Source organism: Caballeronia sp. S22 (assembly GCF_964261745.1).
GTDB classification, from domain to species: Bacteria; Pseudomonadota; Gammaproteobacteria; order Burkholderiales; family Burkholderiaceae; genus Caballeronia; species Caballeronia jiangsuensis.
This window is the reverse complement of sequence record NZ_OZ180036.1, coordinates 760,900-784,912: the sequence shown is the minus strand read 5'-3', so window position 1 is coordinate 784,912 and position 24,013 is coordinate 760,900. Positions and strand designations below refer to the sequence as shown.

21 protein-coding genes are annotated in these 24,013 nt (G+C 64.7%); 12 read left to right on the top strand and 9 right to left on the bottom strand.

The window, feature by feature from the left end:
• Positions 1-312 (bottom strand): hypothetical protein, encoded by a 312-nt coding sequence (locus tag ACEN42_RS18760; RefSeq protein ID WP_238291840.1) that lies wholly within the window; start codon positions 310-312, stop codon positions 1-3.
• A gap of 447 nt (positions 313-759) precedes the next feature.
• Here ACEN42_RS18760 and mprF point away from each other — a divergent pair, with 447 nt between their 5' ends.
• On the top strand, positions 760-3,354 hold the full coding sequence (gene mprF / locus ACEN42_RS18755; protein ID WP_371882127.1) for a bifunctional lysylphosphatidylglycerol flippase/synthetase MprF: 2,595 nt from the start codon (positions 760-762) through the stop codon (positions 3,352-3,354).
• A complete protein-coding gene (locus ACEN42_RS18750; protein ID WP_371882126.1) occupies positions 3,351-4,643 on the top strand; it encodes a virulence factor family protein in 1,293 nt (430 codons plus the stop codon). Before mprF ends, ACEN42_RS18750 begins: the two co-directional genes overlap by 4 nt.
• A 95-nt stretch (positions 4,644-4,738) precedes the next feature.
• Here the strand turns inward: ACEN42_RS18750 and ACEN42_RS18745 are convergent, their stop codons facing one another.
• Together ACEN42_RS18745 and ACEN42_RS18740 are read right to left on the bottom strand one after the other, a co-directional pair.
• Positions 4,739-5,248 carry a DUF1993 family protein gene (locus ACEN42_RS18745; protein WP_371882125.1) on the bottom strand — a complete coding sequence of 170 codons (510 nt, stop codon included), beginning with the start codon at positions 5,246-5,248 and terminating at the stop codon, positions 4,739-4,741.
• Between the two features lie 93 nt (positions 5,249-5,341).
• Complete coding sequence (locus tag ACEN42_RS18740) at positions 5,342-5,518, bottom strand: oxidoreductase-like domain-containing protein (RefSeq protein WP_371882124.1); 177 nt, start codon at positions 5,516-5,518, stop codon at positions 5,342-5,344.
• A gap of 140 nt (positions 5,519-5,658) precedes the next feature.
• On the opposite strand from ACEN42_RS18740, the gene ACEN42_RS18735 reads away from it, so the two are divergent.
• From ACEN42_RS18735 to ACEN42_RS18725, 3 genes are all read left to right on the top strand, one after another.
• On the top strand, positions 5,659-8,136 hold the full coding sequence (locus ACEN42_RS18735) for a penicillin acylase family protein (protein ID WP_371882123.1): 2,478 nt from the start codon (positions 5,659-5,661) through the stop codon (positions 8,134-8,136).
• Between the two features lie 96 nt (positions 8,137-8,232).
• Positions 8,233-9,702 carry a M20 family metallopeptidase gene (locus tag ACEN42_RS18730; protein ID WP_371882122.1) on the top strand — a complete coding sequence of 490 codons (1,470 nt, stop codon included), beginning with the start codon at positions 8,233-8,235 and terminating at the stop codon, positions 9,700-9,702.
• A gap of 179 nt (positions 9,703-9,881) precedes the next feature.
• Positions 9,882-10,991 (top strand): malate/lactate/ureidoglycolate dehydrogenase, encoded by a 1,110-nt coding sequence (locus tag ACEN42_RS18725; protein WP_371882121.1) that lies wholly within the window; start codon positions 9,882-9,884, stop codon positions 10,989-10,991.
• A gap of 64 nt (positions 10,992-11,055) precedes the next feature.
• Here ACEN42_RS18725 and ACEN42_RS18720 read toward each other — a convergent pair whose 3' ends face one another.
• Positions 11,056-11,952, bottom strand: coding sequence for an NAD-dependent epimerase/dehydratase family protein (locus tag ACEN42_RS18720; protein WP_371882120.1), 897 nt, complete (start codon positions 11,950-11,952; stop codon positions 11,056-11,058).
• A gap of 141 nt (positions 11,953-12,093) precedes the next feature.
• Here ACEN42_RS18720 and ACEN42_RS18715 point away from each other — a divergent pair, with 141 nt between their 5' ends.
• Positions 12,094-12,486, top strand: a complete 393-nt coding sequence (locus ACEN42_RS18715; RefSeq protein WP_238213967.1) for a RidA family protein — start codon at positions 12,094-12,096, stop codon at positions 12,484-12,486.
• Positions 12,487-12,489: 3 nt separating this feature from the next.
• Here the strand turns inward: ACEN42_RS18715 and ACEN42_RS18710 are convergent, their stop codons facing one another.
• Positions 12,490-14,187 carry an acid phosphatase gene (locus tag ACEN42_RS18710; protein WP_371882119.1) on the bottom strand — a complete coding sequence of 566 codons (1,698 nt, stop codon included), beginning with the start codon at positions 14,185-14,187 and terminating at the stop codon, positions 12,490-12,492.
• A gap of 256 nt (positions 14,188-14,443) precedes the next feature.
• On the bottom strand, positions 14,444-15,238 hold the full coding sequence (locus tag ACEN42_RS18705) for a sulfite exporter TauE/SafE family protein (protein ID WP_371882118.1): 795 nt from the start codon (positions 15,236-15,238) through the stop codon (positions 14,444-14,446).
• A 179-nt stretch (positions 15,239-15,417) separates the two neighbouring features.
• Here ACEN42_RS18705 and ACEN42_RS18700 point away from each other — a divergent pair, with 179 nt between their 5' ends.
• A complete protein-coding gene (locus ACEN42_RS18700) occupies positions 15,418-17,673 on the top strand; it encodes an amylo-alpha-1,6-glucosidase (protein ID WP_371882117.1) in 2,256 nt (751 codons plus the stop codon).
• A gap of 48 nt (positions 17,674-17,721) precedes the next feature.
• On the opposite strand, the gene ACEN42_RS18695 is transcribed toward ACEN42_RS18700, so the two are convergent.
• Both ACEN42_RS18695 and ACEN42_RS18690 read right to left on the bottom strand, forming a co-directional pair.
• Positions 17,722-18,903: a 4-hydroxybenzoate 3-monooxygenase gene (locus ACEN42_RS18695; protein WP_371882116.1), complete on the bottom strand. Its 1,182-nt coding sequence runs from the start codon at positions 18,901-18,903 to the stop codon at positions 17,722-17,724.
• Positions 18,904-19,097: 194 nt separating this feature from the next.
• On the bottom strand, positions 19,098-20,150 hold the full coding sequence (locus ACEN42_RS18690) for an aldo/keto reductase (RefSeq protein WP_371882115.1): 1,053 nt from the start codon (positions 20,148-20,150) through the stop codon (positions 19,098-19,100).
• A gap of 217 nt (positions 20,151-20,367) precedes the next feature.
• On the opposite strand from ACEN42_RS18690, the gene ACEN42_RS18685 reads away from it, so the two are divergent.
• The 5 genes from ACEN42_RS18685 to ACEN42_RS18665 all read left to right on the top strand — a co-directional run bounded on the left by ACEN42_RS18685 (position 20,368) and on the right by ACEN42_RS18665 (position 23,532).
• Positions 20,368-21,366, top strand: coding sequence for an AraC family transcriptional regulator (locus ACEN42_RS18685; RefSeq protein ID WP_187606340.1), 999 nt, complete (start codon positions 20,368-20,370; stop codon positions 21,364-21,366).
• Between the two features lie 187 nt (positions 21,367-21,553).
• On the top strand, positions 21,554-21,934 hold the full coding sequence (locus ACEN42_RS18680) for a hypothetical protein (RefSeq protein WP_187606339.1): 381 nt from the start codon (positions 21,554-21,556) through the stop codon (positions 21,932-21,934).
• 98 nt (positions 21,935-22,032) lie between these two features.
• Positions 22,033-22,173, top strand: a complete 141-nt coding sequence (locus tag ACEN42_RS18675) for a hypothetical protein (protein WP_187606338.1) — start codon at positions 22,033-22,035, stop codon at positions 22,171-22,173.
• 46 nt (positions 22,174-22,219) lie between these two features.
• On the top strand, positions 22,220-22,744 hold the full coding sequence (locus tag ACEN42_RS18670) for an RNA polymerase sigma factor (protein ID WP_187606337.1): 525 nt from the start codon (positions 22,220-22,222) through the stop codon (positions 22,742-22,744).
• Complete coding sequence (locus tag ACEN42_RS18665; protein ID WP_371882114.1) at positions 22,741-23,532, top strand: anti-sigma factor; 792 nt, start codon at positions 22,741-22,743, stop codon at positions 23,530-23,532. The genes ACEN42_RS18670 and ACEN42_RS18665 overlap by 4 nt, the downstream gene beginning before the upstream one ends.
• A 67-nt stretch (positions 23,533-23,599) precedes the next feature.
• Here ACEN42_RS18665 and ACEN42_RS18660 read toward each other — a convergent pair whose 3' ends face one another.
• A complete protein-coding gene (locus ACEN42_RS18660) occupies positions 23,600-23,818 on the bottom strand; it encodes a hypothetical protein (RefSeq protein WP_187606628.1) in 219 nt (72 codons plus the stop codon).
• Positions 23,819-24,013 lie beyond the last annotated feature (195 nt).

The following is a 24,013-nucleotide window of genomic DNA, read 5'->3' as shown; positions in this document are numbered from 1 at the left end:
TCAATCGCACGTGTGCGTCGCCGTGACGTAGCGGCCGGCCGCTGCGACGTCCCCGTAGAGCGTGTAGCCCGTGCCGTTCGCGGACGCCTGCGCGATCACCAACACCACCGACTGACTCGTCATGCCGCCGCTGGGCACGGAAACGGCCAGCGTATCGGAGCTCGGCGAGTATTCGCGCACACGCGGCGCGATCGGCGTCCATTTTTCCTTCACGCATCGGATGAAGTCGTAGGGCTTGTACTGCGACGTGCCGGACCCGAAGGGCACGGTCTTGAGCAGGGCGTCGTCGGTCGCAACGCACGCGCTCAACATTGAAGCGCCGATTGCGGCAAACAAGATTGCGATGTTTTTTCTCATGATTCCGATGCCTTTTTTTGTAGTATCCGCTTAAGCTAGCGTCCCGTGCTCGTTCGACGCCAGCAAGCCTCGTGGCCGTCGATCCTACCCGCTCTCCTGACAAACCGTAAAGCGCGCGTGATCGGTCATTCGTGCCGGTTTAGCCGTCCGGAAAACCGCGTCAGATCTGATTGCAGGCTTTCGATCCGTAGTTTTCCCAATATTAGTCAAGTCGGGTCAACCGCCGCCGTTATATAGGCGTTTCATGCCTTAAAGCCTTTTGTATGGCGCGAGCGCGGGCGGCGGGAGCCGAAATGGCGCTCTCCGACCGCGTGTGGTGCGCGGGTCCCGATAAACCGTGTTGTACCGTTGCCATCGATCGCTTGCGGCCGGTGTGCAGCGGTTGCCAGTTTGATAGAACGCATGTCTCGCACAAAGTTGCTTGCCCGGCTTCGCGCCATTGCCCCGACCGGACGTTCGTCCGGCGGCATCGATCTTCAGCGGTTCGCCGCGCCCGTGCTCACGGTCGTCATCTGCGTGCTGCTGCTGGTGGTCTTCCAGCATCTTTCGCGCTCGGTCGATTACAAGTCGGTGATCCACTCGCTGCGTCTGATGACGCCGCAAGCCTGGATGGCCGCGCTGTTCGCGACCGCGCTCAGCTTCGCCGCGCTCGTCGGGCGCGACGCGGTCGGGCTGCGTCACATCGGCGTCGCGGTGCCGCGTTCCCTGCTGTGGGTCGGCGCGACGGTCGGCTCGGCGCTCGGCAACGTGACGGGCTTCGGCGCCCTGACAGGCGGCGCCGTGCGCTGCCGCGTGTACGGCGCGGCCGAGGTCACGCCGGCGCAGGTCGGCCGACTGACGATTTTCACGAGCGTCACGCTGGCGCTGTCCCTCGCTTTCATGGCCGCCGCCGGCATGCTGTTCGGCGCGGGCACGCTCTCGGGCATGATGCACGTGCCGCCGGCCGTGCTGCGCGTGACCGGCGCGGCGCTTCTCGCCTTGTTCGTGGCGATGGTCATCGTCTGCCGCGCCGCGCCGCGCACGCTGCGTTCGCGCTGGACGTGGCTTTCGTTCACCGTGCCGGCGCGCCGCGATTTCGTCGCGCAGGCCGCGCTCGCCGTCGTCGATGTGCTCGGCGCCGGACTCGCGCTCTGGGCGCTCCTGCCGAACCCGCAAGTCGGTTTCGGCGAATTCATGACGGTTTTCTCGGCGGCTATGTTGCTCGGCATGATCGGCCATACGCCGGGCGGCGTCGGCGTGTTCGAGGCGGCGATGGTGTTCGCGCTCGGCAACAGCGCCCAGACGCCGGACGTGCTCGCCGCGTTGCTCGCGTATCGCGCGATCTATTTCGGCCTTCCGCTGATCCTTTCCGCCGGCGTGATGGCCGCGTTCGAAGGCCGCGCTCTGAAGGGCCGCTTCGGTCTGCTGAGCCCGCGTCACGTGTCGCAGCTCGCGCCGTTGTTCCTTTCGATCGTCACGTTCGCGGCGGGCTCGATGCTCGTCATCTCGGGCGCGACGCCCGCGTTCAAGATGCGCATCGCGCTGCTGCAAACCATCGTCCCGCTGTGGGTGCTGGAAAGCTCGCAATTGCTCGGCTCCGTGCTCGGCGTGCTGCTGCTCTTCGTCGCGCGCGGCCTGATGCGCCGGCTCGACGCCGCCTGGTGGCTCGCGCTGGCGCTGGCGGTCGCGAACCTCGCACTGTCGCTCGCAAAGGGTCTCGCGTTCGTCGAAGTCGGCGTGCTCGCGTTTCTCGTCGTGCTGCTCGTCCTGACGCGCGAGCGCTTCAATCGCCGCTCGTCGCTCTTCGCCGAGCGCTTCACCGCGACGTGGCTGATTTCGATCGGCGTCGTGATGGCGTTCGCCGTGTGGATCATGCTCTTCGCCTTCCGCGACGTGCCGTACAGCGGCGACCTCTGGTGGCAGTTCGCCTTCGACGAGCGGGCCCCGCGTGCGCTGCGCGCGACGCTCGCGGCGGCGGTGTTCGCGTCGGCATTCGGCGTGTGGCAACTGCTGCGTCCGGCGGCGGGCCGCTTCGTGAAACCCGCGCCGCAGGATCTCGCCGATGCCGCGCGCATCTTCCGCGCGCAGGAACGCAGCGACGCCGGCCTCGCGATGATGGGCGACAAGAGCTTCCTCTTCTCCGAGTCGCGCGAAGCATTTCTGATGTACGCGAAGCATGGCCGCACGTGGGCCGCGCTTCACGATCCGGTCGGTCCGCGCCGCGAGTGGGCGGAACTGATCCGCAAATTCGTCGAGCTCGCACATGCGCACAACGGCCGCGCGGCGTTCTATCAGGTCCGCGCCGATGCGCTGCCGCTCTATCTCGACGCCGGCCTCACGCTGATGAAGCTCGGCGAGGAAGCGCACGTCGCGCTTTCCGAATTCGATCTGAAGGGCTCGCACCGGTCGCATCTGCGCTATGCGTTGAAGCGCGGCGAGCGCGATGGCTTCGATACGGAAGTCATCGGGCCGGAGCACATCGCCGAAAGCATGCCGATGCTGCGCGCGATCTCCGACGACTGGCTCGAAAGCCGCTCCGCGCGCGAGAAGAGCTTCTCGGTCGCGGCGTTCAACGAGGAATATCTGGCGGCGCAGTCGGTGCTGCTCGTGCGCCAGCAGGGCGAGCCGGTCGCGTTCGTCACCTTCATGACCACCGATATGAACACCGAAGCGACCGTCGGCGTGATGCGCCATGTGTCGGCCGCGTCGCCTTACGCGATGGAGTATCTCTTCACCAAGCTCGCGCTGCATCTGAAGGAAGCGGGATTCAAGTCGCTGTCGCTTGGTATTGCGCCGCTGTCGGGCATGGAGCCTACGCCGCTGGCATCGCACTGGCATCGACTCGCGGGGCTCGTCTGGCGTTTCGGCGGCCGTTTCTACAACTTCCGCGGACTGCGCGGTTTCAAGAGCAAGTTCCAGCCGCGCTGGGAGCCGCGTTATCTGGCGGCGTCCGGTTCGGTCGGCGTATTTTTCACTTTGGCGGATCTTTCGCTCCTCGCGGGCGGTTGGCGTTCATGAAATTCCTTTGCAAGAAAGCGGCGGCGCTCGTGGTGGCCGCTGTCTGTGGTGTGTCGTTGTTCAATGCGGCGCATGCTGCCGAATCGATTTCCGGCGGACGTTACGGCCAGGTGACGCTCACGAAGCCCACCGGCGGCATGACCGGATTCGTCGTGCTGTTCTCCGAGAAAAGCGGCTGGACGCCGGCCGATCAGGAAGCCGCCGATGCGCTCGCCGCCAAGGGCGCGATGGTGATCGGCGTCGATACGCCCCGTTACGCCGCGCGACTCGCGGCCGACAAGACCGAGAAGTCCTGCCATAACCTCGTCGGCGATGCGGAGAACATGAGCCATCAGCTCGAACGCACCGTGCAGTCGAATCATTATTTCTCGCCGATTCTGGTCGGCACGGGCCAGGGCGCGACCGTCGCGGAAAGCTCGCTGAAGCAGGCGCCCGACAACACCGTCGCGGGCGCCGTGTCGCTCGCGGCGGATACGCAACTCGACGCGCGCTTCAAACCGTGCCCGCCGGACCCGACCATCATCCACGCGAAGGGTTTGCCGGGCTTCATGCAGCGCACCGCGCTGCAACCGGGTCAGACGAAGGCCGCCGCGCTCGTCGCGATGACGGCGCCGCGTCTGAAGAAAATCGAGCCCGCGACCGACAGTGACGTCTCCGATCTCCCGCTGATCGAACTGCGCGCCGCGCAACCGACCGATCTGCTCGCGATCGTCATTTCCGGCGACGGCGGCTGGCGCGATCTCGACAAGACGATGGCGCTCGCGCTGCAACGCGATGGCGTGTCGGTGATCGGCATCGACTCGCTGCGCTACTTCTGGAGCGAGAAGACGCCGCAGCAGACGGCCAATGACATCGCACGCGTGATCCGCGCTTATAACGCGCGCTGGCATACGAGCCATGTGGCGCTCGTCGGCTATTCGTTCGGCGCGGACGTGATGCCGTTCGCGTACAACCGTCTGCCGGACGCGGTGCGCGAGCAGGTGTCATATATCTCGCTGATGGGATTCTCGCCCGACGCGGATTTTCAGATCCGCGTCACGGGCTGGCTCGGCATGCACGCGAGCGAAAAGGCGCTCAAGGTGCGGCCGGAATTCAACAAGCTGCCGCCGTCGATGGTGCAATGCATTTACGGCGAGAAGGAAGAGGACACGCTCTGCCCGCAACTGACGAAGACCGGCATCGAAGTGGTGAAGCTGCCGGGCGATCATCACTTCGGCGGTGACTACGACGCGCTCGCGCGTCGAATTCTCGCGGGCTGGCGCAAGCAGATCGCGGCGCGGCAAGGATAGTTCTCACACACGTCTTCACCTGGCCGCTCGATCGTCCGATCGAGCGGCTTGTCAAACGCCACGTTCACTCAACGTGCGCGACCCGCATCACAACCTCATTTGAGCGGTCCGAGAAAATCTCGCTTGCCGATCGGCGCGCCGAGGTGGCGCAGGATGTCGTGCGTCGTAACGACGTGAAAATAGAAGTTCGGCAGTCCGAAGCCGAACAGATAATCGTCGCCCGAAAACGACGGTGAAAAGTCCGGAAACTTCAACGTAACGGTGCGGGTCTCGCAGCCGGCAAACGAAGCCTTGTCGATGCTCTTCAGGAACGCGATCGTCTTCTCGATGCGCGCCTGCAGCGTCGGAAAACTGTCTTCGTCGTCCTCGAGGCGCGGCGCTTCGACGCCGGAAAGACGCGCCGCCGACAGCTTCGCCGTATCGCTCGCGCGCTGGATCTGGGCGGCGAGCGGCAGCATGTCGGGGGCGAGGCGCGCGTTGATCACGTCGGCGTGGGCGAGGCCTTTTTCATCGGCGAAGGCGGCGCCTTTCTTCAGCAGATCCGCGCATACCTCGAGTCCGCGGATGAAGACGGGAATCGATGCGCGATACATCGTGAGAGACATGGAATTGTGCTCCTTGAGTTCTGGTTTCTACAGCGACAGGGGACACAAGCATAGCGCCGCGCACATTTGCCTGCTCGAACCGGCCGGAACGATTCACTGTGCGGCACGCCGCGCTTCCCACGCGCGCAGTTCCGCCTCATAGCGCTCCAGCTCCTGTTGATACATGTCGAAGACGCACGGACTGCAACCGCTCTGGCAGCAGTCTTCCGGCAGCGGACGCTCGGGCGGCACCGGGCGCGGATCATCGGGGTGAATGGACGGATCATTCATCGCTTCATTGTGCATCGGCAACGCCTGACGGACGCGAGCGGCTACACTTTGGCGGCGAATCGCGCTGCCCGCAATGCGATACTGCGCGCGGGGCGTCGATGCGCCCGTCATCACGTCGATCGGACCGGGGGACTCACGCGATGAATCACTTCGTCAGCCTTGCGATCTCCGGCGCGCTTCTGAGCGCGTTGCTGGCCGGCTGCGTCGTGCCGCCGGAAACGTCGGTCGGGCCCGGCCAGACAAGTCCGGTCGCGCAGAGCAACTGGAGCGCCGAGATCCGCCGCACGCAGGACGGCATTCCGCATATCCGCGCCGCCGATTGGGGCAGTCTCGGCTTCGGATTCGGCTACGCGCAGGCGCAGGACAATCTGTGCACGCTCGCGGACGGCTTCGTCACATATCGCGGCGAGCGATCGGCGTGGTTCGGTCCGGATGCGCGCCCGCCATCCACCGCGACCTTCGGCCAGCCGCGCAATATCGACGCGGATTTCTTCTTTCGTCAGGTCGGCGATCACGCGGCCGTCGAGCGTTCCCGTCAGGCGCAGCCCGCCGAACTGCGCAATCTGATCGACGGTTTCGCGAACGGCTACAACCGCTATCTCGCCGATCTGAACGCCGGCAACTTTCCGAACGCGCACGCGGCGTGCCGTGGCAAGCCGTGGGTCGACAAGATCAGCGCGGACGATATCTACCTGCGCCTGATCGCGGCCAATCTCGCGAGCGGCTCGGCGCGCTTCGTGACGCCAATCGCGATGGCGCATCCACCGAAGCCGGCCACGACGGCGCCGCGCAGCGACACCGACTCGCCCGACGCATCGGACACCGCGCAAACGGCGCTCGAATCGTTGCGCTTTTCCATCGGCGAGAATCCGGGCATCGGCAGCAACGCGCTCGCGTTCGGCGCGCCGATCACGCGCGACAAACGCAGCATTCTGTTCGGCAATCCGCACTGGTTCTGGCGCGGCCCCGACCGTTTCTATCAGGCGCAACTGACGATTCCCGGCCAGTTGAACGTGGCGGGCGTGTCGTTTCTCGGCGTGCCGCTGATCGTGCTCGGCTTCAACGAGAACATTGCGTGGACGCACACGGTGTCGAGCGCGCGGCGCTTCGGCATATTCCAGTTGACGCTCGATCCCGCCGATCCGACGCGTTATCTCGTCGATGGCCAGAGCGAAGCGATGACGCCCGTGCCGCTCACCGTGCGCTCGCGCCGCGCCGACGGCACCTACGAATCGGTGTCGCGCACGCTGTACAGGACGCGCTTCGGCCCGGTCGTCGATCTGTCGCCGATGGCGCAAGGACTCGGCTGGAGCGCGCAGCGCGCGTATGCGCTCGCGGACGTGAACATCGACAACACGCGCTCTTTCCAGAACTTCTTCGCGTGGAATCAGGCGCGCTCGCTCGCCGATTTCATGACGATCCAGAAGCGCTACGCCGCGATGCCGTGGGCGAACACCTTCGCGATCGGGCGCGGCGACGACCGTGTCTGGTTCGCCGACATCGGTCCGATCCCGAACGTGCCCGACGCGCTCGCGGAATCGTGCACGACGCCGGCCGGCCGCGCGTTCGCGGCTCGCGTGCCGGGCGTGCCGTTTCTCGACGGCTCGAAGAGCGCGTGCGCATGGCGCGTCGATCCGGCGAGCGTGCAGCCGGGCACGCTGAGCGTCGAACAACTGCCGAACGCGACGCGTGGCGACTACGTCGGCAATTTCAACGACAGCTACTGGCTCACCAATGCGAATGCGCCGATGTCGGGCTATCCGCGCATCGCGGGCGCGACCGGCGTCGAGCAGTCGCTGCGCACGCGTTACGGGCATCTGCTCGCCGCGCGCCTGCAACGCGAGCGCGGCGGCGTGACACGCGAGGCGCTCGAATCGGCCGTGCTGGAGACGAACTCGATGTCCGAGCGGCTTTTCCGCAAGCCGCTGCTCGACGTGGTCTGCACGGTCAACGAAGCCGTCGGCCCCCTGCACGAGGCTTGCGAGGTCCTGCGCAACTGGAATGGCACCGCGGATATCGATGCGCGCGGCGCGAACCTCTGGGACGAGTTCTGGCTGCGCGCGACGCGTATCGCGCCGGAGCGCCTGTACGAGTCGGGCTTCGATCCGAACAAACCGCTCGCGACGCCGGCAGGCTTCAATGCCGACAACCCCGCGGTGCTCCAGGACTTGCGCCAGGCGCTGGGAGGCGCGGCGCTCGCGCTAAAGCTGAACGGCTTCGCCCTCGATTCGCGGCGCGGCGACATTCTCTACACGACGCGTAACGGCGCGCGCGTGCCGCTTTACGGCGGCTGCGACGAGGAAGGCTACTTCACGATCGTCTGCGCGCGTCGTCCGCTCGATTCGAAGGGTTATCCGATGGATGTCAGCGGCCAGGGCGACAGCTACGTGCAGGTCGTGACCTTCGGCGAGAACGGCGTGGAAGCCGACACCATGCTCTCGCACGCCGAATCCGACGATCCGGCCTCGCCGCACTCGGGCGACGCCACGCGCGCGTTTGCGGCGAAGCGCTGGTTGCGCTTCCCGTTTTCCGATCAGGCGATCGATTCCGATCCGGCTGCATCGCGCGTCGTCGTTTCGGGAACGCGCGATGGCGCAGCGGGCGCGCCCGCGCGCTAAAAAATCACGCAAAAGGGGCATATACGCGCCGCGGCCGCGCCAGCCAAGGGCAAAACGCGTCTATCATTGTAGTTTGTCTCGAATGGAAACACGGTCATGACTATCGGCGAAAGCACGCAACACGACGAAACAGTACGGCTCGATTCCGCCGCGCTGCGCGAGTTCGTGGAGCGCAAATGGAACGACGAAATCGTGCCCGCGCTGACCGACTACATCGCCGTGCCCGCAAAGAGCCCGATGTTCGACAGCGACTGGGCGCGCCACGGCTTCATCGAGCGCGTGGTCACGGATGCGGTCGACTGGATCAAGACGCAACCGGTGAAAGGTCTGACGGTCGAAATCGTGCGCCTGCCCGGGCGCACGCCGGTCATTTTCTTCGAAACGCCCGCCACGCGTAGCGGCAGCAACGAAACGGTCGTGCTCTACGGCCATCTGGACAAGCAGCCGGAGTTCGAAGGCTGGCGCAGCGACCTCGGTCCGTGGACGCCGAAGCTCGAAGACGACAAGCTCTACGGCCGCGGCGGCGCCGACGACGGCTACGCCACCTACGCCAGCATCACCGCGCTCGCGGCGCTGGATGCGCAGGGCGTCGAGCGGCCGCGCTGCGTGGGCATCATCGAGACGTGTGAGGAATCGGGCAGCTACGATCTCCTGCCTTACATCGACGCGTTGCGCGACCGGCTCGGCGATGTCGGCCTCGTGATCTGTCTCGATTCCGGCGCGGGCAACTACGACCAACTGTGGCTTACCACGTCGCTGCGCGGTCTCGTCTCGGGCGATCTCGAAGTGCAGGTGCTGGACGAGGGCATTCACTCGGGTGGCTACGGCGGCATCGCGCCGTCGACGTTCCGTATCATGCGGCAACTGTTCGAGCGTCTCGAAGATTCGGGCACCGGCAATCTGTTGCCGGAAGGCTTTCACTGTCCGATCCCGATGCTGCGTCGGCGCGAAGCCGAAATGACCGCGCGCATCCTCGGTGACGATGTCTGGAAGAAGCTGCCGTGGAGCTGCGGCGCGGACGGCGGCAGCGTTCTGCCGACCACCACCGATCCTCGCGAAGCGCTCCTCAATTCCACATGGCGTCCGTCGCTCACGGTGACGGGCGCGTCGGGCCTGCCGCCGCTCGCGGATGCGGGCAACGTGCTCGCGCCGCGCACGGCGTTCAAGTTGTCGCTGCGTTTGCCGGCGCTCGTCGACGCGGATAAGGCAGTCGTGAAGTTGCAGCGCCTGCTCGAAATGGATCCGCCGTACAACGCCAAGGTGACGTTCAAGCCTGAAGCGGGCGCCGCGACGGGCTGGAATGCGCCGGACCTCGCGCCTTGGCTGCGTTCGTCGCTGAACGAGGCATCGAAACGTCACTTCGGCGCGGATGTCGCTTACATCGGGCAGGGCGGCACGATTCCGCTGATGAATACGCTGAAGGAAGGATTTCCGCGTTCGCAGTTCATGGTGTGCGGCGTGCTCGGCCCGAAATCGAACGCGCACGGTCCGAACGAATTCCTCCACGTTCCTTATGCGAAGAAGCTGACGGCGTCGGTCGCGGAAGTGATTGCGGCGGCGCCCTGAGCTTCGGTCGCCGGTCGAAGTCATGGAAAGCCCGGTTCGCCCGGGCTTTTTTGCGCGCCTTTTCAGCGATTTTGTAAAAACAAACTGGTAAGGCCAGTTGATCGTCTGTAAAGTGATAGGCCCGCGCGTGCTTCGAAAATCGAACGCGCGAGCCATTAACTACGGAGACGAGTGCCGCAATGAATGCATCCCCCACGTCCACCCCTTCCGCCACCGAACAGCGCATCGCCGCCGACACGCTGCACGCCTATGTCCGCGCGATCTGGGAATCAGCCGGCAGCGCGCCGCGCGAGGCGGAACTGGTCGCGGATCACCTCGTGATGTCGAATCTGTCGGGTCACGATTCGCACGGCGTGGGAATGATCCCGCGCTACGTCGCGTCGCTCGGCGAGGGCCAGTTGAAGCTCAACACGCACGCGGAAATCGTGCGCGATGCCGGCGCGGTGCTGACCATCGACGGCCGCAAGGGCTTCGGGCAAGTGGTCGCCTACGAAGCGATGGAGCATGGCATCGAGCGCGCGAAAAAGCTCGGCGTGTGCGCGGTGGGCTTGCGCAATGCGCATCACATCGGGCGCATCGGCCATTGGGCGGAGCAGTGCGCGAAGGCGGGGCTCGTGTCGTTCCATTTCGTGAACGTCGCGGGCGATCCGCTGGTCGCGCCCTTCGGCGGCATCGACCGGCGTTTCGGCACGAATCCGTTCTGCGCCGCCTATCCGCGCGACGGCAAAAGCCCGCTCGTGCTCGACTTCGCGACGGCCGGCATCGCTTACGGCAAGACGCGCGTCGCGTACAACAAGGGCGTGAAGGTCGCGCCGGGCATGCTGCTCGATCACGAAGGCAAACCGACGATCGAGCCGAAGGTGATGCACGAAGAGCCGTTCGGCTCGCTGACGGCGTTCGGGCTGCACAAGGGATCGGGCCTCGCCGCGCTGTGCGAGATCTTCGGCGGGGCGCTCTCGGGCGGCTATACGACGCACGAGGAGACGCTCGAGAAGTCGAGCGCGATCATCAACTGCATGACCTCGGTGATCGTCGATCCGAACGCCTTCGATGCGCCCGCCGCGCAGGCCGAAGCCGAAGCATTCCTCGAATGGATGAAGGCCTCGCCGCGCGCCGAGGGCATCGACGCGATCTACGCGCCGGGCGAGCCGGAAGAAGCGCGTCGCGCGGATCGCACGGCGAACGGCATCGCGATCGATCCGACGACGTGGAAGCAGATCCGCGATTCGGCAACGAAATCGGGCATGCCGGACGTGGAAATCGAGAAGTTTGCGGCTGCGCTGAAGTAAGGCCTGAAGTCACCTGCGCGGCAAATTGGTCAAGCCAGTTTGCCGCGCGACTCGCGATGCGCGATCAGCGGACCATGTCCTTTTCGATCCATTCGATGACGGACGTGCGCTTCGGCTGCCAGCCGAGCACCTCGCGCGTGCGCTTGCTGCGCACGCGGCTGTTCGAGCCGAGACCGTACGACGCCATTTCATAGCCCCATTCCTCGATCGCTTCCTCGAGCGGCCAGTCTTCCGGACCGCGCAGATCGAGCGCGCGCGCCATCGCGGTGGTCATGTCGCGAAACTGCGCTTCGCCACTTTCGACGAAGTAAAACGTGCCCGCCGGCGATTTTTCGAGCGCCAGACGGTAGATATCGACGACATCGTCGATATGCACGTTCGACCAGATGTTCAGACCGCGCCCAACGTGACGCACGATGCCGCTCTTCTTCGCCTGACGCTCCAGCCGCGGCAACTGCACGCTCGTCGCATTCGGCACGGCGCCGTGGCCGTAGATCAGCGTGTTGCAGAGCACGGCCGAGCGCACGCCGCGTTTGGCGGCATCGAGCACGAGCGTGTCGATCGCCACGCGCGGCGCTTTGTCGGGCGTCGGTGCGGGCAGGTCGTCCTCGGAGTAGATTTTGTCCGATGCCTCGCCGCCCGACGCATCGCCGACGATGCTCGATCCGCTCGTATGCAGGAACGGCTTGTTCGTGCCTTCGAGCGCGCCGATCAGCGTCTCGACCGCGGCGCGATGATCGCTGCTCGCCGCGTTGATGACCGCATCGGCGGCACGCGCTTCGGTGGCCAGCAAGTCCGTGTCATCCAGACTGCCGATCACCGGTTCGATATTCAGGCGCTTCAGGTCGTCGACCTGTTCCGCGCGCCGGATGAGCCCGCGCACGCGATGACCGTCACGCGCGAGTCCCGCCGCGATCGAGCCGCCGATAAAGCCGCCCGCGCCAGTAATGAAGATGTTCATGTCCGTGCTCCGTTGATGTTCAAACTACGATGAGCACAGTATGAGCCGCTTCGACTTTCGCAAAAACGGTGATAGTCTCAAATGAAACTTGACTCAAAATCAACAATCCACTGACTGCGTTTCCCTACACCTGAACCGACGATGCCACCGATCGAAACCATCAACGCTCCCGGTCTGCCGATTCCGGCGGGACATTACAGCCACGCGACACGCGCCGGCAATCTCGTCTGCGTGTCCGGCCAGTTGCCGATCCGTCCGGACGGCACGCATACCGGCGACCTGCCGTTCGAAGAGCAGGCCGAGCAGACCCTGTCCAATCTGCGCACCGTGCTCGAAGCGGCGGGCGCGAGTCTCGCGGACTGCATCGAAGTGACCGTGTATCTCGTCGGCGTCGAACACTGGAAGGCGTTCAACGAGATCTACGCGCGCCACTTCGGCGCGTGGAAGCCGGCGCGCGCCGTCGTGCCGGTCGGCGCGCTTCACTATGGCTATTTGCTGGAGATCTCCGCGCGCGCCTGGATCGAGCGCGGCTAGCCGTTACGCGAGGTCCAGCGGTTTCGTCAGGTCGCCGAGCGGCGTCTGGCCGTTCGCGGCGAACGCGCGATCCCGCGCGGCCACGCCGTCGAGCGGCGGCAGATCGTGTACGCGCGAGATGAAGCGCAGGATCGAGTTCGTGTCGTACACGGTGTGATCGACGTAGCCCTTCTTCGCGAACGGCGAGATCACGAGCGCCGGAATGCGCGAGCCCGGTCCCCAGCGATCGCCCTTCGGCGGCGAGACGTGGTCCCACCAGCCGCCGTTCTCGTCGACGGTGACGATCACCACCGTGTTGTCCCACTGCGGTCCGCGGCGGATGTGCTCGATCACGTTCGAGATATGGCGGTCGCCCGACGCGACGTCCGCATAGCCCGCATGCATGTTGAGATTGCCTTGCGGCTTGTAGAACGTGACGGCGGGCAACCGGCCCGCGTCGATGTCGGCGAGCAGCTTGTTCGTGGATGGATCGTCGCCCAGGCCCGCGTCGCGCAGATGCTGCACGCGCGCCGCGCTGCCCGGTGCGTAGTTCGCGAAGTAATTGAACGGCTGATGGTGATACTGGAAGTCCGGGACCATGTCGGTATCGCGATGCTCCAGCGCGTATTGCCATGCGCCGCTGTACCACGCCCAATCGATATTCTTGTCCGACAGACGGTCGCCGATGGTCGCGTAAGTCTGCGGCGGTAGCACGAGCGCGTTCGACCGGTCCGCGTAACGCGGATCGCCGCCCTGCGGAGGCGGCACATTGCTCGGCTGATAGGGCGGAAACATGGTGTTGACCGCGTAACCGTCGGCGGTGAGCGCGCCGTCGCGCACGAATTTCGGCGGGCCTTCGAGCGCAGATTTCGGTGAATCCGGCGCAAGTTTCAGACGCGAGCCCGTGGGATCGTCGCCTTCGATGACCGCGAGCAGCTTGGCGGTCGGACTGCCTTTGGCATCCGGGTAGAAGGGCGCCTGCGCGGAAATCAGGAAAATATGGTTCAGCCATGAGCCGCCGAACGCCGACATGAAGAAGTTGTCGCAGAGCGTGTACTGCTGCGCGAGTCCCCACAGCCTCAGCGTGTCAGGCGAGTTCTGGTAGTGGCCCATCACGAGACCGCCCGAGTCGCCCCACGCCGCGAACTGATTATTACGGCCGGCATTGATCTGCATCTGGTTCTGATAGAACCGGTGCACCAGATCCCGCGTGATGACCGAATTGGGAAGCGGCGCCCCGCTCGCGTCCATGATCTGGAAAGGCGCGTTGCTCAGATCCGTGATCTGCTGCTCGGTGATCGCAAAGCGCTTGCCGCCCACTTCCTGTGCCTGCGGCACGAGCCCGCCCCAGATTTTCGGCAGCGTCGGCATGGGCGTGAGGCCGTCGCGATCGAGTTGCGTGTAATGCGATGCGGGCACCGCCGAGAGCGGGTATTGCACGCCCGGATAGTTGCCGTAGAGATTCGTGAAGCTGCGATTCTCAGCGTAAATCACGACGATGTGCTGAACCTTCGCTGCGAGCGTGCGGTCGAGTGCAACATCGGCTGCGGTTTTGGGGGTGGTCGGCTTGTTTTCGAACAGATTGCATCCGCCGAGCGACAGCCCTGCGAGACCCACCCCCGCCGCGAGCAGCCGCCGCCGCGCGGGGTCCGCCGGTGCGTCGCCGGCCGGGGTGTCAATGCTGGAGGGAAGCTCATGCTGCGGATGGTCCTTCTCATTCATCGCCTGACTCCTCGTGAACATGCCGCGCACGTCCGATGACGCGCGCCTGCATTATCGACGCCGAAAGATGACGCGCCCATTACCCGGCGCCCCGACTTTGCCGCGTTGCTACGCGCGGCTCAACTGAGTGGGGATGATGCCGTATCGCCCCGCCGTGCGAAACCCGGCCGAACGGCATAGGCAAAAAACAGCAATGTCGTGCGAATCGGCCTATGTCTTTCAGCCGACTGGAAAGCGTGAACGAGCGTGACTAACATCAACTGAATACGAGCTTTGCTCCGACAAGAACGAGCGTCGCGGCGAGCACGTGGCGCAGCAGCGCTTCCGGCGCCCTGGAGGACAGCATGCTGCCGATGGCAATGCCTGGAATCGAACCCACGAGGAGCGAGGCGAGCAGGTTCCAGTCGACCGAGCCGAGCATCCAGTGGCCAGCGCCGGCAATCAAGGTGAGCGGCACGGCGTGCGCCACGTCGGAGCCGACTATGCGCACCGTCGCGAGACGCGGATACAACAGGAGCAGCACGGTCACGCCGATCGCGCCCGCGCCCACGGACGTGATCGAAACCAGCACGCCGAGAATCGCGCCGGTGAAGACCGTGCACGCGGCGGTGCGCACAGGGTGTTCGGGGCGGCCATGTCCTTTCTTGTACGCGAAGCGCGCGAGTTGCGGCCGAAAGACCAGCGAAATAGCGGTGATGAGGAGCGCCGTGCCAAGTATCAACTGGATGAGCCGCGCGGTGCCGGGCGATGCAATGCCGTGCGAGTGCAGGAAAAACAGTGTGATGGCCGCCGCCGGCACGCTGCCCGCCGCGAGACGGCCGGTAATGCGCCAGTCGACCGAGCCCTTGATGCCGTGCACGAGCGTACCGGCGGTCTTGGTCGCGGCCGCGTACAGCAGATCGGTGCCGACTGCGGTCGCCGGGTGGATGCCGAACAGCAGGACGAGCAGCGGCGTCATCAGAGAGCCGCCGCCCACGCCCGTCAGGCCAACCAGGAAGCCCACCGCCAGCCCTGAGGCAGAATAAAGTAAGTCGATATTCGGAAATGACATTGCGCGCGGAGAACCCGTCAGGCGTGGTTGGGTCGAAAAACCGTCGATGATAGCGGGTAAGTGGCTCACTTGCTGCACGAGAGCACTGCTCGGCCGAGCGATTGCGTCATCCCGGGAGCTTCGAGCGCGTTCCCCGAGCGGCTCAGAAAAACCCTTCAGATTACTTTCAGGAAGGTGCAATGAATACACAGGAACAGTCGCAAGAGCAGCAACGACAGCAACAACAAGCGCAGGAGTCGCAGCCGCGACTCGCGGACGAAGCGTTCATCCCCACCGAGCATGCCAACATGCCGAGCGAACGCCAGTTCGTCCTGAAATCCGGCAACACATTCGCCGTCTACGATGCGAACGGCGACATTCGCGGTGGCGACGACGGCCTCTTCGTCAACGACACGCGGGTGCTCTCGGAACTCGTGCTGACGTTCGGCGGGCGCGCGCCGTCGCTGCTTTCCGGGAGTGTATCGAGCGATAACGCCGTATTCACGGCGCATCTGACCAATCGTCCGCTGCCACCGATCGGCGGGGCCCATACGCCGGAGGGCGTGATCCACGTCGAGCGCAAGCGTGTGCTCTCGGGACACGTGCTGCACGAGAGCATCGTGCTGACGAACTACGGCACGGAGCCGTCCACCGTGCCGCTTTCGATCTCCTTCGCGGCGGATTTTCTCGATATGTTCGAGGTGCGCGGCGCGAAACGCGGCAAGCGCGGCACTTTGCGTGCGCCCGCGATCGAGAACGGCGAAGTCGTGTTGCGGTATGTCGGCCTAGACGAAGTGGAGCGCACCGCGCGCATCCAGTTCACGCCCGCGCCGGACGTGCTGTCGCCCACGCGCGCCGATTACGCGTTGCATATTCAGTCGGAAACTGCGATCTCCGTATATCTGTCGGTGACGGCAGTGACGCACGCGCTCTCTGACGCCAGCGAGGAGAGCAAGCGCAACGCCGCTGAAGCCGCCGAATGCGCGCCCGAATCGGGGCGTCCGGCGATCCGGGAGGCGCTCGTCGAAGCGCATCGCCGCATGCGTGACAGACGCCGCGCGAGCGCGCGCGTGCGTTCGAGCAATCCGCTTTTCAGCGAATGGATCGACCGTTCGCTCGCCGATCTCGGCCTGCTCACCACCGATCTCGAAACCGGCCCTTATCCATACGCGGGCATTCCGTGGTTCTCGACGGCATTCGGCCGCGACGCGATCATCACGTCGCTGCAAATGCTCTGGCTGCATCCGACGCTCGCGCGCGGTGTGCTGCGCTTCCTCGCCGCTCATCAGGCACGCGAGGACTCGGCGTTCCGCGATGCCGAAATCGGCAAGATCATGCACGAGACGCGCAAGAGCGAGATGGCCGCGACCGGCGAGGTGCCGTTCGCGCTGTATTACGGTGGCGTGGACAGCACGCCGCTCTTCATCGTGCTGGCGGGCGCCTATGCCGAACGCACCGGCGACAGCGCGCTGATCGACGAAATCTGGCCGTCGTTGCAGCTCGCGGCGCAATGGGTCGCTCGCCATTGCGACAAGAATCCGCACGGCCTGCTCGACTATCAGCGCGCATCGGAACACGGTCTCGCGAATCAGGGCTGGAAGGACAGTCAGGATTCGGTGTTCCACGCGGACGGGAAATTTCCGGTCGGTCCGATCTCGCTCGTCGAAGTGCAGGGTTATGCGTCGACGGCTTTCTCCACGATGGCGCGCCTCGCCCGCGAGCGCGGCGAAGACGAAAGTGCATCCGACTACGAGCGCCGTGCGCGTCACATTCGCGAGCGCGTCGAGGAAATGTACTGGATGCCGGAGATGGACTTCTACGGCATCGCGCTCGACGGCAAGGGAGAGTTGTGCCGCGTGCTGTCGTCGAATGCGGGGCATCTGCTTGCATTCGATCTCGTCGAACGCAAGCGCGGCGAGGCCGTCGCGCGGCAGCTCGAATCCACGCTCTTTCATACCGGCTGGGGCGTGCGCACGCTGGCGGCGGGGCAACCGCGCTTCAATCCGATGTCGTATCACAACGGCTCCGTATGGCCGCACGACACCGCATTGTGCGCACGCGGTCTCGCGCGTTACGGCGACCGTAGCGCGGCCGTGGGGCTGCTTCAATCGTTGTTCGAAGCCGCGGTCACTTTCGACATGCGTCTGCCGGAGCTGTTCTGCGGATTCACGCGTCAGCGCGGCGAACGGCCGATTGCGTATCCGGTCGCGTGTCTGCCTCAAGCGTGGGCGGCGGGCGCGCCTTTCATGGTTCTGGAAGCGTGTCTAGGCGTGACCGTCGATGCCGTCAACGATGAAGTGCGCATCGACAGGCCGGCGTTGCCCGAAGGCATCGACTGGCTGGAAATCGGCGATCTGCGCCTCGGCGACAAGACCGCGACGATCACGTTCCGGCGCGTCGGCGGGCAGGTGATTCCGTCGGTGGAAGGGGATGTGCGAGTGGTTGCGGTGCTTTGATGCGGTGAGCGCACAGCGCCACGGTGGCGCTGTGCGTGTGATGCGCGCTTAAACGGCCACGCTGCCGACGTAGTTCTCGGCAAGCGCGGTCGCGGCCGCGCGGGACGTCGTCACGTGTTCCAGTTCGGCCACCTGCAGACGCTGCTCGAAAGGCGACGTGTCGTCGAGCTTGTGCAGCATGCGCGTCATCCACCACGAGAAATGCTCGGCGCGCCAGACGCGCTTCAGCGCCGTCTCGGTGTAGCGCGCAAGCTTCTCGGTGCCGCCTTCCTTGTAGAAGTCGTCGAGCGCGGCGTTCAGCACGCGCACGTCCGACACCGCGAGATTCAGGCCCTTCGCGCCAGTCGGCGGCACGATGTGCGCGGCGTCGCCCGCGAGGAAGAGCTTGCCCGACTGCATCGGCGTGGACACGAAACTGCGCATGCCGACGATGTTCTTCTGGAAGATCTTGCCTTCGGTGATCTGCCAGCCATCGGCGCTATCGACGCGTGCGTGCAGTTCGGCCCAGATGCGGTCGTCGGACCAGGCATCGACCGTGTCCTTCGGATCGCACTGGAAGTACATGCGTTGCACGCCCGGCGAGCGCGTGCTGATGAGAGCGAAGCCGCGATCGTGGCGTGCGTAGATGAGCTCGTCGGAGGAGGGCGGCGCTTCGACCAGAATGCCGAACCAGCCGAACGGATAGATGCGCTGATAGTCCTGCCGGACCGCCTCGGGAATCGACTGGCGCGCCACGCCCTGCGAGCCGTCGCAGCCGATGATGAAGTCGCATTCCAGCTCTTCGTCCCGGCCTTCATGCTGATACTTGATGCGCGGCTTGCGATCGCTGGCTTCCTGAAAGTCGTGCAGCGACACGTTCGATACGTTGAACTTCAACGCACCGTTCGCCGCGAGTCGGGCCGCGACCAGATCCTTGATGACTTCGTGCTGTGCATAGACCGTGATCGAATGCCCGGTCAGCTCCGTCAGCGCGATACGGCGGCGCTGACCTTCGAACGCGAGTTCGAAACCATGATGCAGCGCGCCTTCGGCCTGCATGCGCGCGCCGAGACCCGCCTGATTGAGCGTGTCCATCGTGCCTTGTTCGAGCACGCCGGCGCGAATCGTCGATTCGATAGCGTTCTGGCTGCGCGCTTCGAGCACGACGGATTCGATGCCGCGCAGATGCAGCAGATGAGAGAGAAGAAGCCCGGCGGGGCCCGCGCCGATGATGCCGACCTGAGTACGCATGTTGTCTCCGTGAGGCAGTGGTGATGTTGTGCGTACAGTGTCGGCAGAGCGGCCTTATGCCGCAACGCGATACGGAGGATACGGTCTATCTAATTTTGAGATAAAGGCCCGAAAATGGCCTGAAAACGTGTGAACTGCGGGTAAGTCCCTACGGCGTGCGGACGGCAACCAGGCCGCCCGCACATTATTCAGCGTTACTCCGCCGACTCTTCCTTCAACTGATTGCGCCGATATTCGCCCTGCCGGGTGAGCATCCAGCCCGGATATTCCGCGGGCAAGTGGCTAACTTCGTCGAGTGCCGCGAGCTCGTCCTCATTAAGCCGGACTTTGGTGGCCGCGATATTGTCGTCGAGCTGCTCGATGCGTTTCGCGCCGATGATCACGCTCGACACCACCTTCTGATGCAGCAGCCACGCGAGCGCGATCTGCGCGACCGACACGCCCTTGGCCTCGGCCATGCGCCGCATCACGTCGACGCAGTCATACGCGCGCTCGACATTGACCGGCGGGAAGTCGAACTTGGTGCGCCGGCTGCCTTCTTCCTTCGCGCCATCGCGCGTGAATTTGCCCGAAAGCAGGCCGCCCGCGAGCGGACTCCACACCATCAATCCGACGCTTTCGCTCTGCAGCAGCGGCACGATTTCGCGTTCGAGATCGCGGCCCGCGATCGTGTAATACGCCTGCAGCGATTCGAAGCGCGCGAGCCCGAGCCGCTCCGAGATGCCGAGCGCCTTCATGATTTGCCACGCAGCCCAGTTCGACACGCCGATATAGCGCACATGCCCGTGCTGCACGAGGTTGTCGAGCGCGCGCAGCGTTTCCTCGATCGGCGTCGCCGGATCGAATCCGTGAATCTGGTACAGGTCGACGTGATCCAGTTGCAAGCGCTTCAGGCTGGCCTTCACGCCGTCGATGATGTGATAGCGCGACGCGCCGCGCGAATTCGTGCCCTTCGTTCCGGTTTCGCCGAGGATTTTCGTCGCGACGACGACATTTTCGCGCGGCACCTTTAGATTCTTCAGCTCCTGACCGGTGATGATTTCCGACTGGCCGTCGGCGTAGACGTCGGCGGTATCGATGAAATTGATGCCCGCGTCGAGCGAGCGGCCGATCAGCTTGTCCGCGTCCGCCTGTTGCAACTGGCCGATGTTGTCCCAGATCCCGCCCGTCCCGCCGCCGAAGGTCATCGTGCCCAAGCACAGTTCAGAGACGAAAAGACCGGTATTGCCGAATTTCCTGTAGCGCATGGTTGCTCCCGATTGACTGGAAAGGCGCGGCATCGCTCGACCCGAGCGAACGATCCGGCCGGCAATGCAGTATCGTCCCGGCGCGCGGCGGCTCCATAGCCTGATCCTGTTCAATCCTTGCCTGTTCCTGCAAACGCTGGGGTGGGCCGCGAGCAATCCCGCGCCCGCGCGAGTAAGCTAGTCAGACTTCCTCTCATCCGAAAATCGTCCTTTAATCATGGCTCTGAACGACACGCCCGGCCTCGCCGGAAAAGACAGTCACGACCAGGCAAAGGAAATACGCCACGACGGCGCGCCCGATCCGGGGCTGGATCAGGCGCGGCTCGATCTCGTCGCGCTGCTCGACCGCTTCACCGCCGGTTGCGAAGGCTCGGTCGAAACGCCGGTGCCGGGGCTCGCGCTGCATCGGATCATGAATCCGGGCGGGCCGAAGCACGGCATCCAGACGCCCGCGCTCGCGCTGATCGCGCAGGGCAGCAAGCGTCTCATGGTCGGCGACGAAGTCTATATCTACGATCCGATGCACTACCTGGTGTCGTCGGTGGATCTGCCCGTGTGCGGACAGGTGTCGGTTGCGAGCGAGTCGGAGCCGTATCTCGGCATGCGGCTCGAACTCGATGTGGAGGAAATCACGTCGCTGATCCAGGACGAGAACCTGCCGCCCGCGATGTCGGCCGACGCGTCGCGCGGTCTCTACGTGAACCGCCTCGGCAACTCGATGCTCGACGCCGTGCTGCGGCTCCTGCGCCTCGTCGATACGCCCGAGGACGTGCCGATCCTGGCGCCGCTCGTGAAGCGCGAGATTCTCTATCGGCTGCTGATGAACGGCTCGGGCGCGCGCCTGCGTCAGATCGCGCTGCAGGACAGCCAGACGCAGCGCATCGCGAAGGCCATCCAGTTGCTGCGCCAGCATTTCGACCAGCCATTGCGCGTCGAGGATATCGCGCGCGACGTGCACATGAGCGTGTCGTCGCTGCATCATCATTTCAAGGCTGTCACCGCGATGAGCCCGCTGCAATATCAGAAGCAGTTGCGGCTTCAGGAGGCGCGCCGCCTGATGATGCTCGATATCGTCGATGCCGCCACGGCCGCGCATCGCGTGGGCTATGAAAGCGCTTCGCAGTTCAGCCGCGAATACAGCCGGCTCTTCGGCGCACCGCCGTTGCGTGACACCCGCCGCTGGCGCGACGCGACCGCCGCCGCGGTCGGCGCCTGAACGCGGTTTTCACGATCCCGGCGACGAAATTTCGATGAACCTCTGGCAAGGCGCGCGCGAATGGTCTTGAATGGATTGCCGACTGGCGATGCGACGGCGCTGCCGCATCGATTTATTTCATCGTCCGCGGAATAGTGCAGCGCTTCCGAACGTTCTACGGATACTTCTACAAAAAAGGAAAGATGAAATGAAGAAGCGCATCCAGATGTTCGCCGCTGCCGCAACAGTCGCCACCGCTTTCGCTTCACTTGCTTCATCCGCCTATGCTGCGGCGCCGAAAGAAGCGAACGGCATGTTCGTCGATGAAAACGGCATGACGCTCTATACCTTCGACAAGGACACCAAAGGCGGCGCGAGCGCCTGCACCGGCGGCTGCGCGCAGGCGTGGCCGGCGGCGATGGCGACCGACGCCGACAAGGCGAGCGGCAAATGGACCATGGAAGCCGCCGACGGCGGCAAGCAGTGGGCCTACGACGGCAAGCGCGTCTATCGCTTCGCGAAGGACACGAAGCCCGGCGACAAGAACGGGGATAATTTCCGCGATGTCTGGCACGTCGTGAAGCCCTGAGCTTCTTCGGACGCGCAGTCTGAAAGACACATCGCGAGAGGCGGGTTCGCGGAATAAATCGGCGGGCCCGCCGGTCTATGAAATCAAGGGTAACGATCATGAAACGAACGATCGGAGTGACGGCGCTCCTGATCGCGCTCGGTCTCGCACTCGGCGCGGCGGGTTGTGCGAGCGGCACGCAAAGTGCGCCGAATTCGTCGGGCGCGCCGAGCGGGCCGGCCGGAGGAGGCAGCTACTGATGTCGAACGCCTCTCACGGTTGCGTCAGGCACGCGGGCGTACGGCCTTGAGCTTCGAGAGCGATCTTCTCGCGCTGCTGCCGCAGTTGCGCCGATACGCGCGCGCGCTGACGGGCGACCGCGCCTGGGCCGACGATCTCGTGCAGGACGCGACCGAGCGTGCGCTCAATCGCGCCAAATCGTTCCATCAAGGCACGAACCTGCGCGCGTGGCTGTTCACGATCATGCGCAACCTGTATATCGACCAGTTGCGCGGGCGGCGCGATATCGCCGTCGACGATGAAACCGCGCCCTGGCGGCAGATGGCCGCGCCGCGCGGCGAAGTCGATGGCCTCGTGCTGCGCGACGTGCAGCGCGCGCTTTATTGTCTGCCGGTCGAGCAGCGTGAAGTGATGCTGCTCGTGTGCGTCGAGGAAATGAGTTATCAGGAGGCATCCGTGGTGTTGAACGTGCCGACCGGAACCGTGATGTCGCGCTTGTCGAGAGCGCGGGAGCATATGCGCGTTCTGCTCGGCGAAGAACCCGGCCGCAAGACGTCGCCGTCGTCACTGAAAGTGGTGAGCCGATCATGACCAGCCAAGACCGTCCGTTCGAAGGCGGCGACCGTATGGGTCCCCCCAAACCCGATCGCGATCTGCAGGCGCTCTCCGCCTTCATCGACGACGAACTGCACGGCGATGAACGCGACGCCGTCGCTGAACACATCGCGAGCGATCCCGCGAGCGAGGCCACCGTTGCCGCTTATCGCGCGCAGGACAATGCGCTGCGCGCGCTCTTCGCCGATCAGAGCGAGCCGCAAGTCGTACGCTTGCGGCCGCGCGCGCGCGAGCGTTATCTGATCGCGGCGTGCTTTCTGGTCGTCGGTGTTGCGTGCGGATTCCTGATGCACATGCTCCTGCCCGCGATCGGTGAGAGTCCGCGTTTCGCGGAGCGCGCGGATATCGCCTACGCCGTGTACGCGCCCGAGCAGCGGCACGCGGTGGAGGTGGCGGCGTCGCAGCAGGATCATCTCGTGACGTGGCTGTCGAAGCGGCTGAATCGCGCGGTGACGATTCCGTCGCTGGCCGAATACGGCTTTCAGCTCGTGGGCGGCCGCCTGTTGCCCGACGAGGAAGGCCCGGCCGCGCAGTTCATGTATCAGAACGCAGCCGGCGAGCGGCTCACGCTCTACATGACGACGGCGACGATCCGGCGCAACGACAGCAAGATCAGAACGCTCAAGGACGGGCAGCGCACGACGTTCTATTGGGCGTGGGGCCGCGTGGGCTATGCGCTCTCGGGTCAGATCGGCCAGGAAAAGCTGCAGGCGATCGCGTACGACACCTGCAAGGAGCTGGGCGGCGATCCGAAGAACTGGTGAACCGGCGATCAAAAGAGAAGGCCGCAGCGATCGATTTCGCTGCGGCCTTTTTCACGCGTCAAACGGCTTAATAGTAACGATGCGGCGGCGGCGCGACATGATGATGGCGCTCCCATTCCTGGCGCTGCCAGTAACGATGACCGTCCCAGTAACGCTCGCCGTGCCAGCCGACCGATACACGATGCGGCGGATTGTGATGCATGTCGGCGGAGGCGACATTAGTGAGACCCATGCCGAGTGCGGCAGCCAGGGAAGCGATAAGCAGGCTCTTCTTCGTCTTGTTCATCATGATGTTGGCTCCTTGATCGTTTGCTTGCAGTCGAAACCGCGAGTCAGGAGGTAGCAGTTTCGTAGTAGTTCAGTGCGTGTTGCGCGAGGGTCAATCGCGGTAGTAATCGTGATGATGGTGATACCCGCCACCGTCCGGCACGACGATGCAGCCCGAGAGCGCGCTACTCAACAACACGCCCAGCGCTGCAAG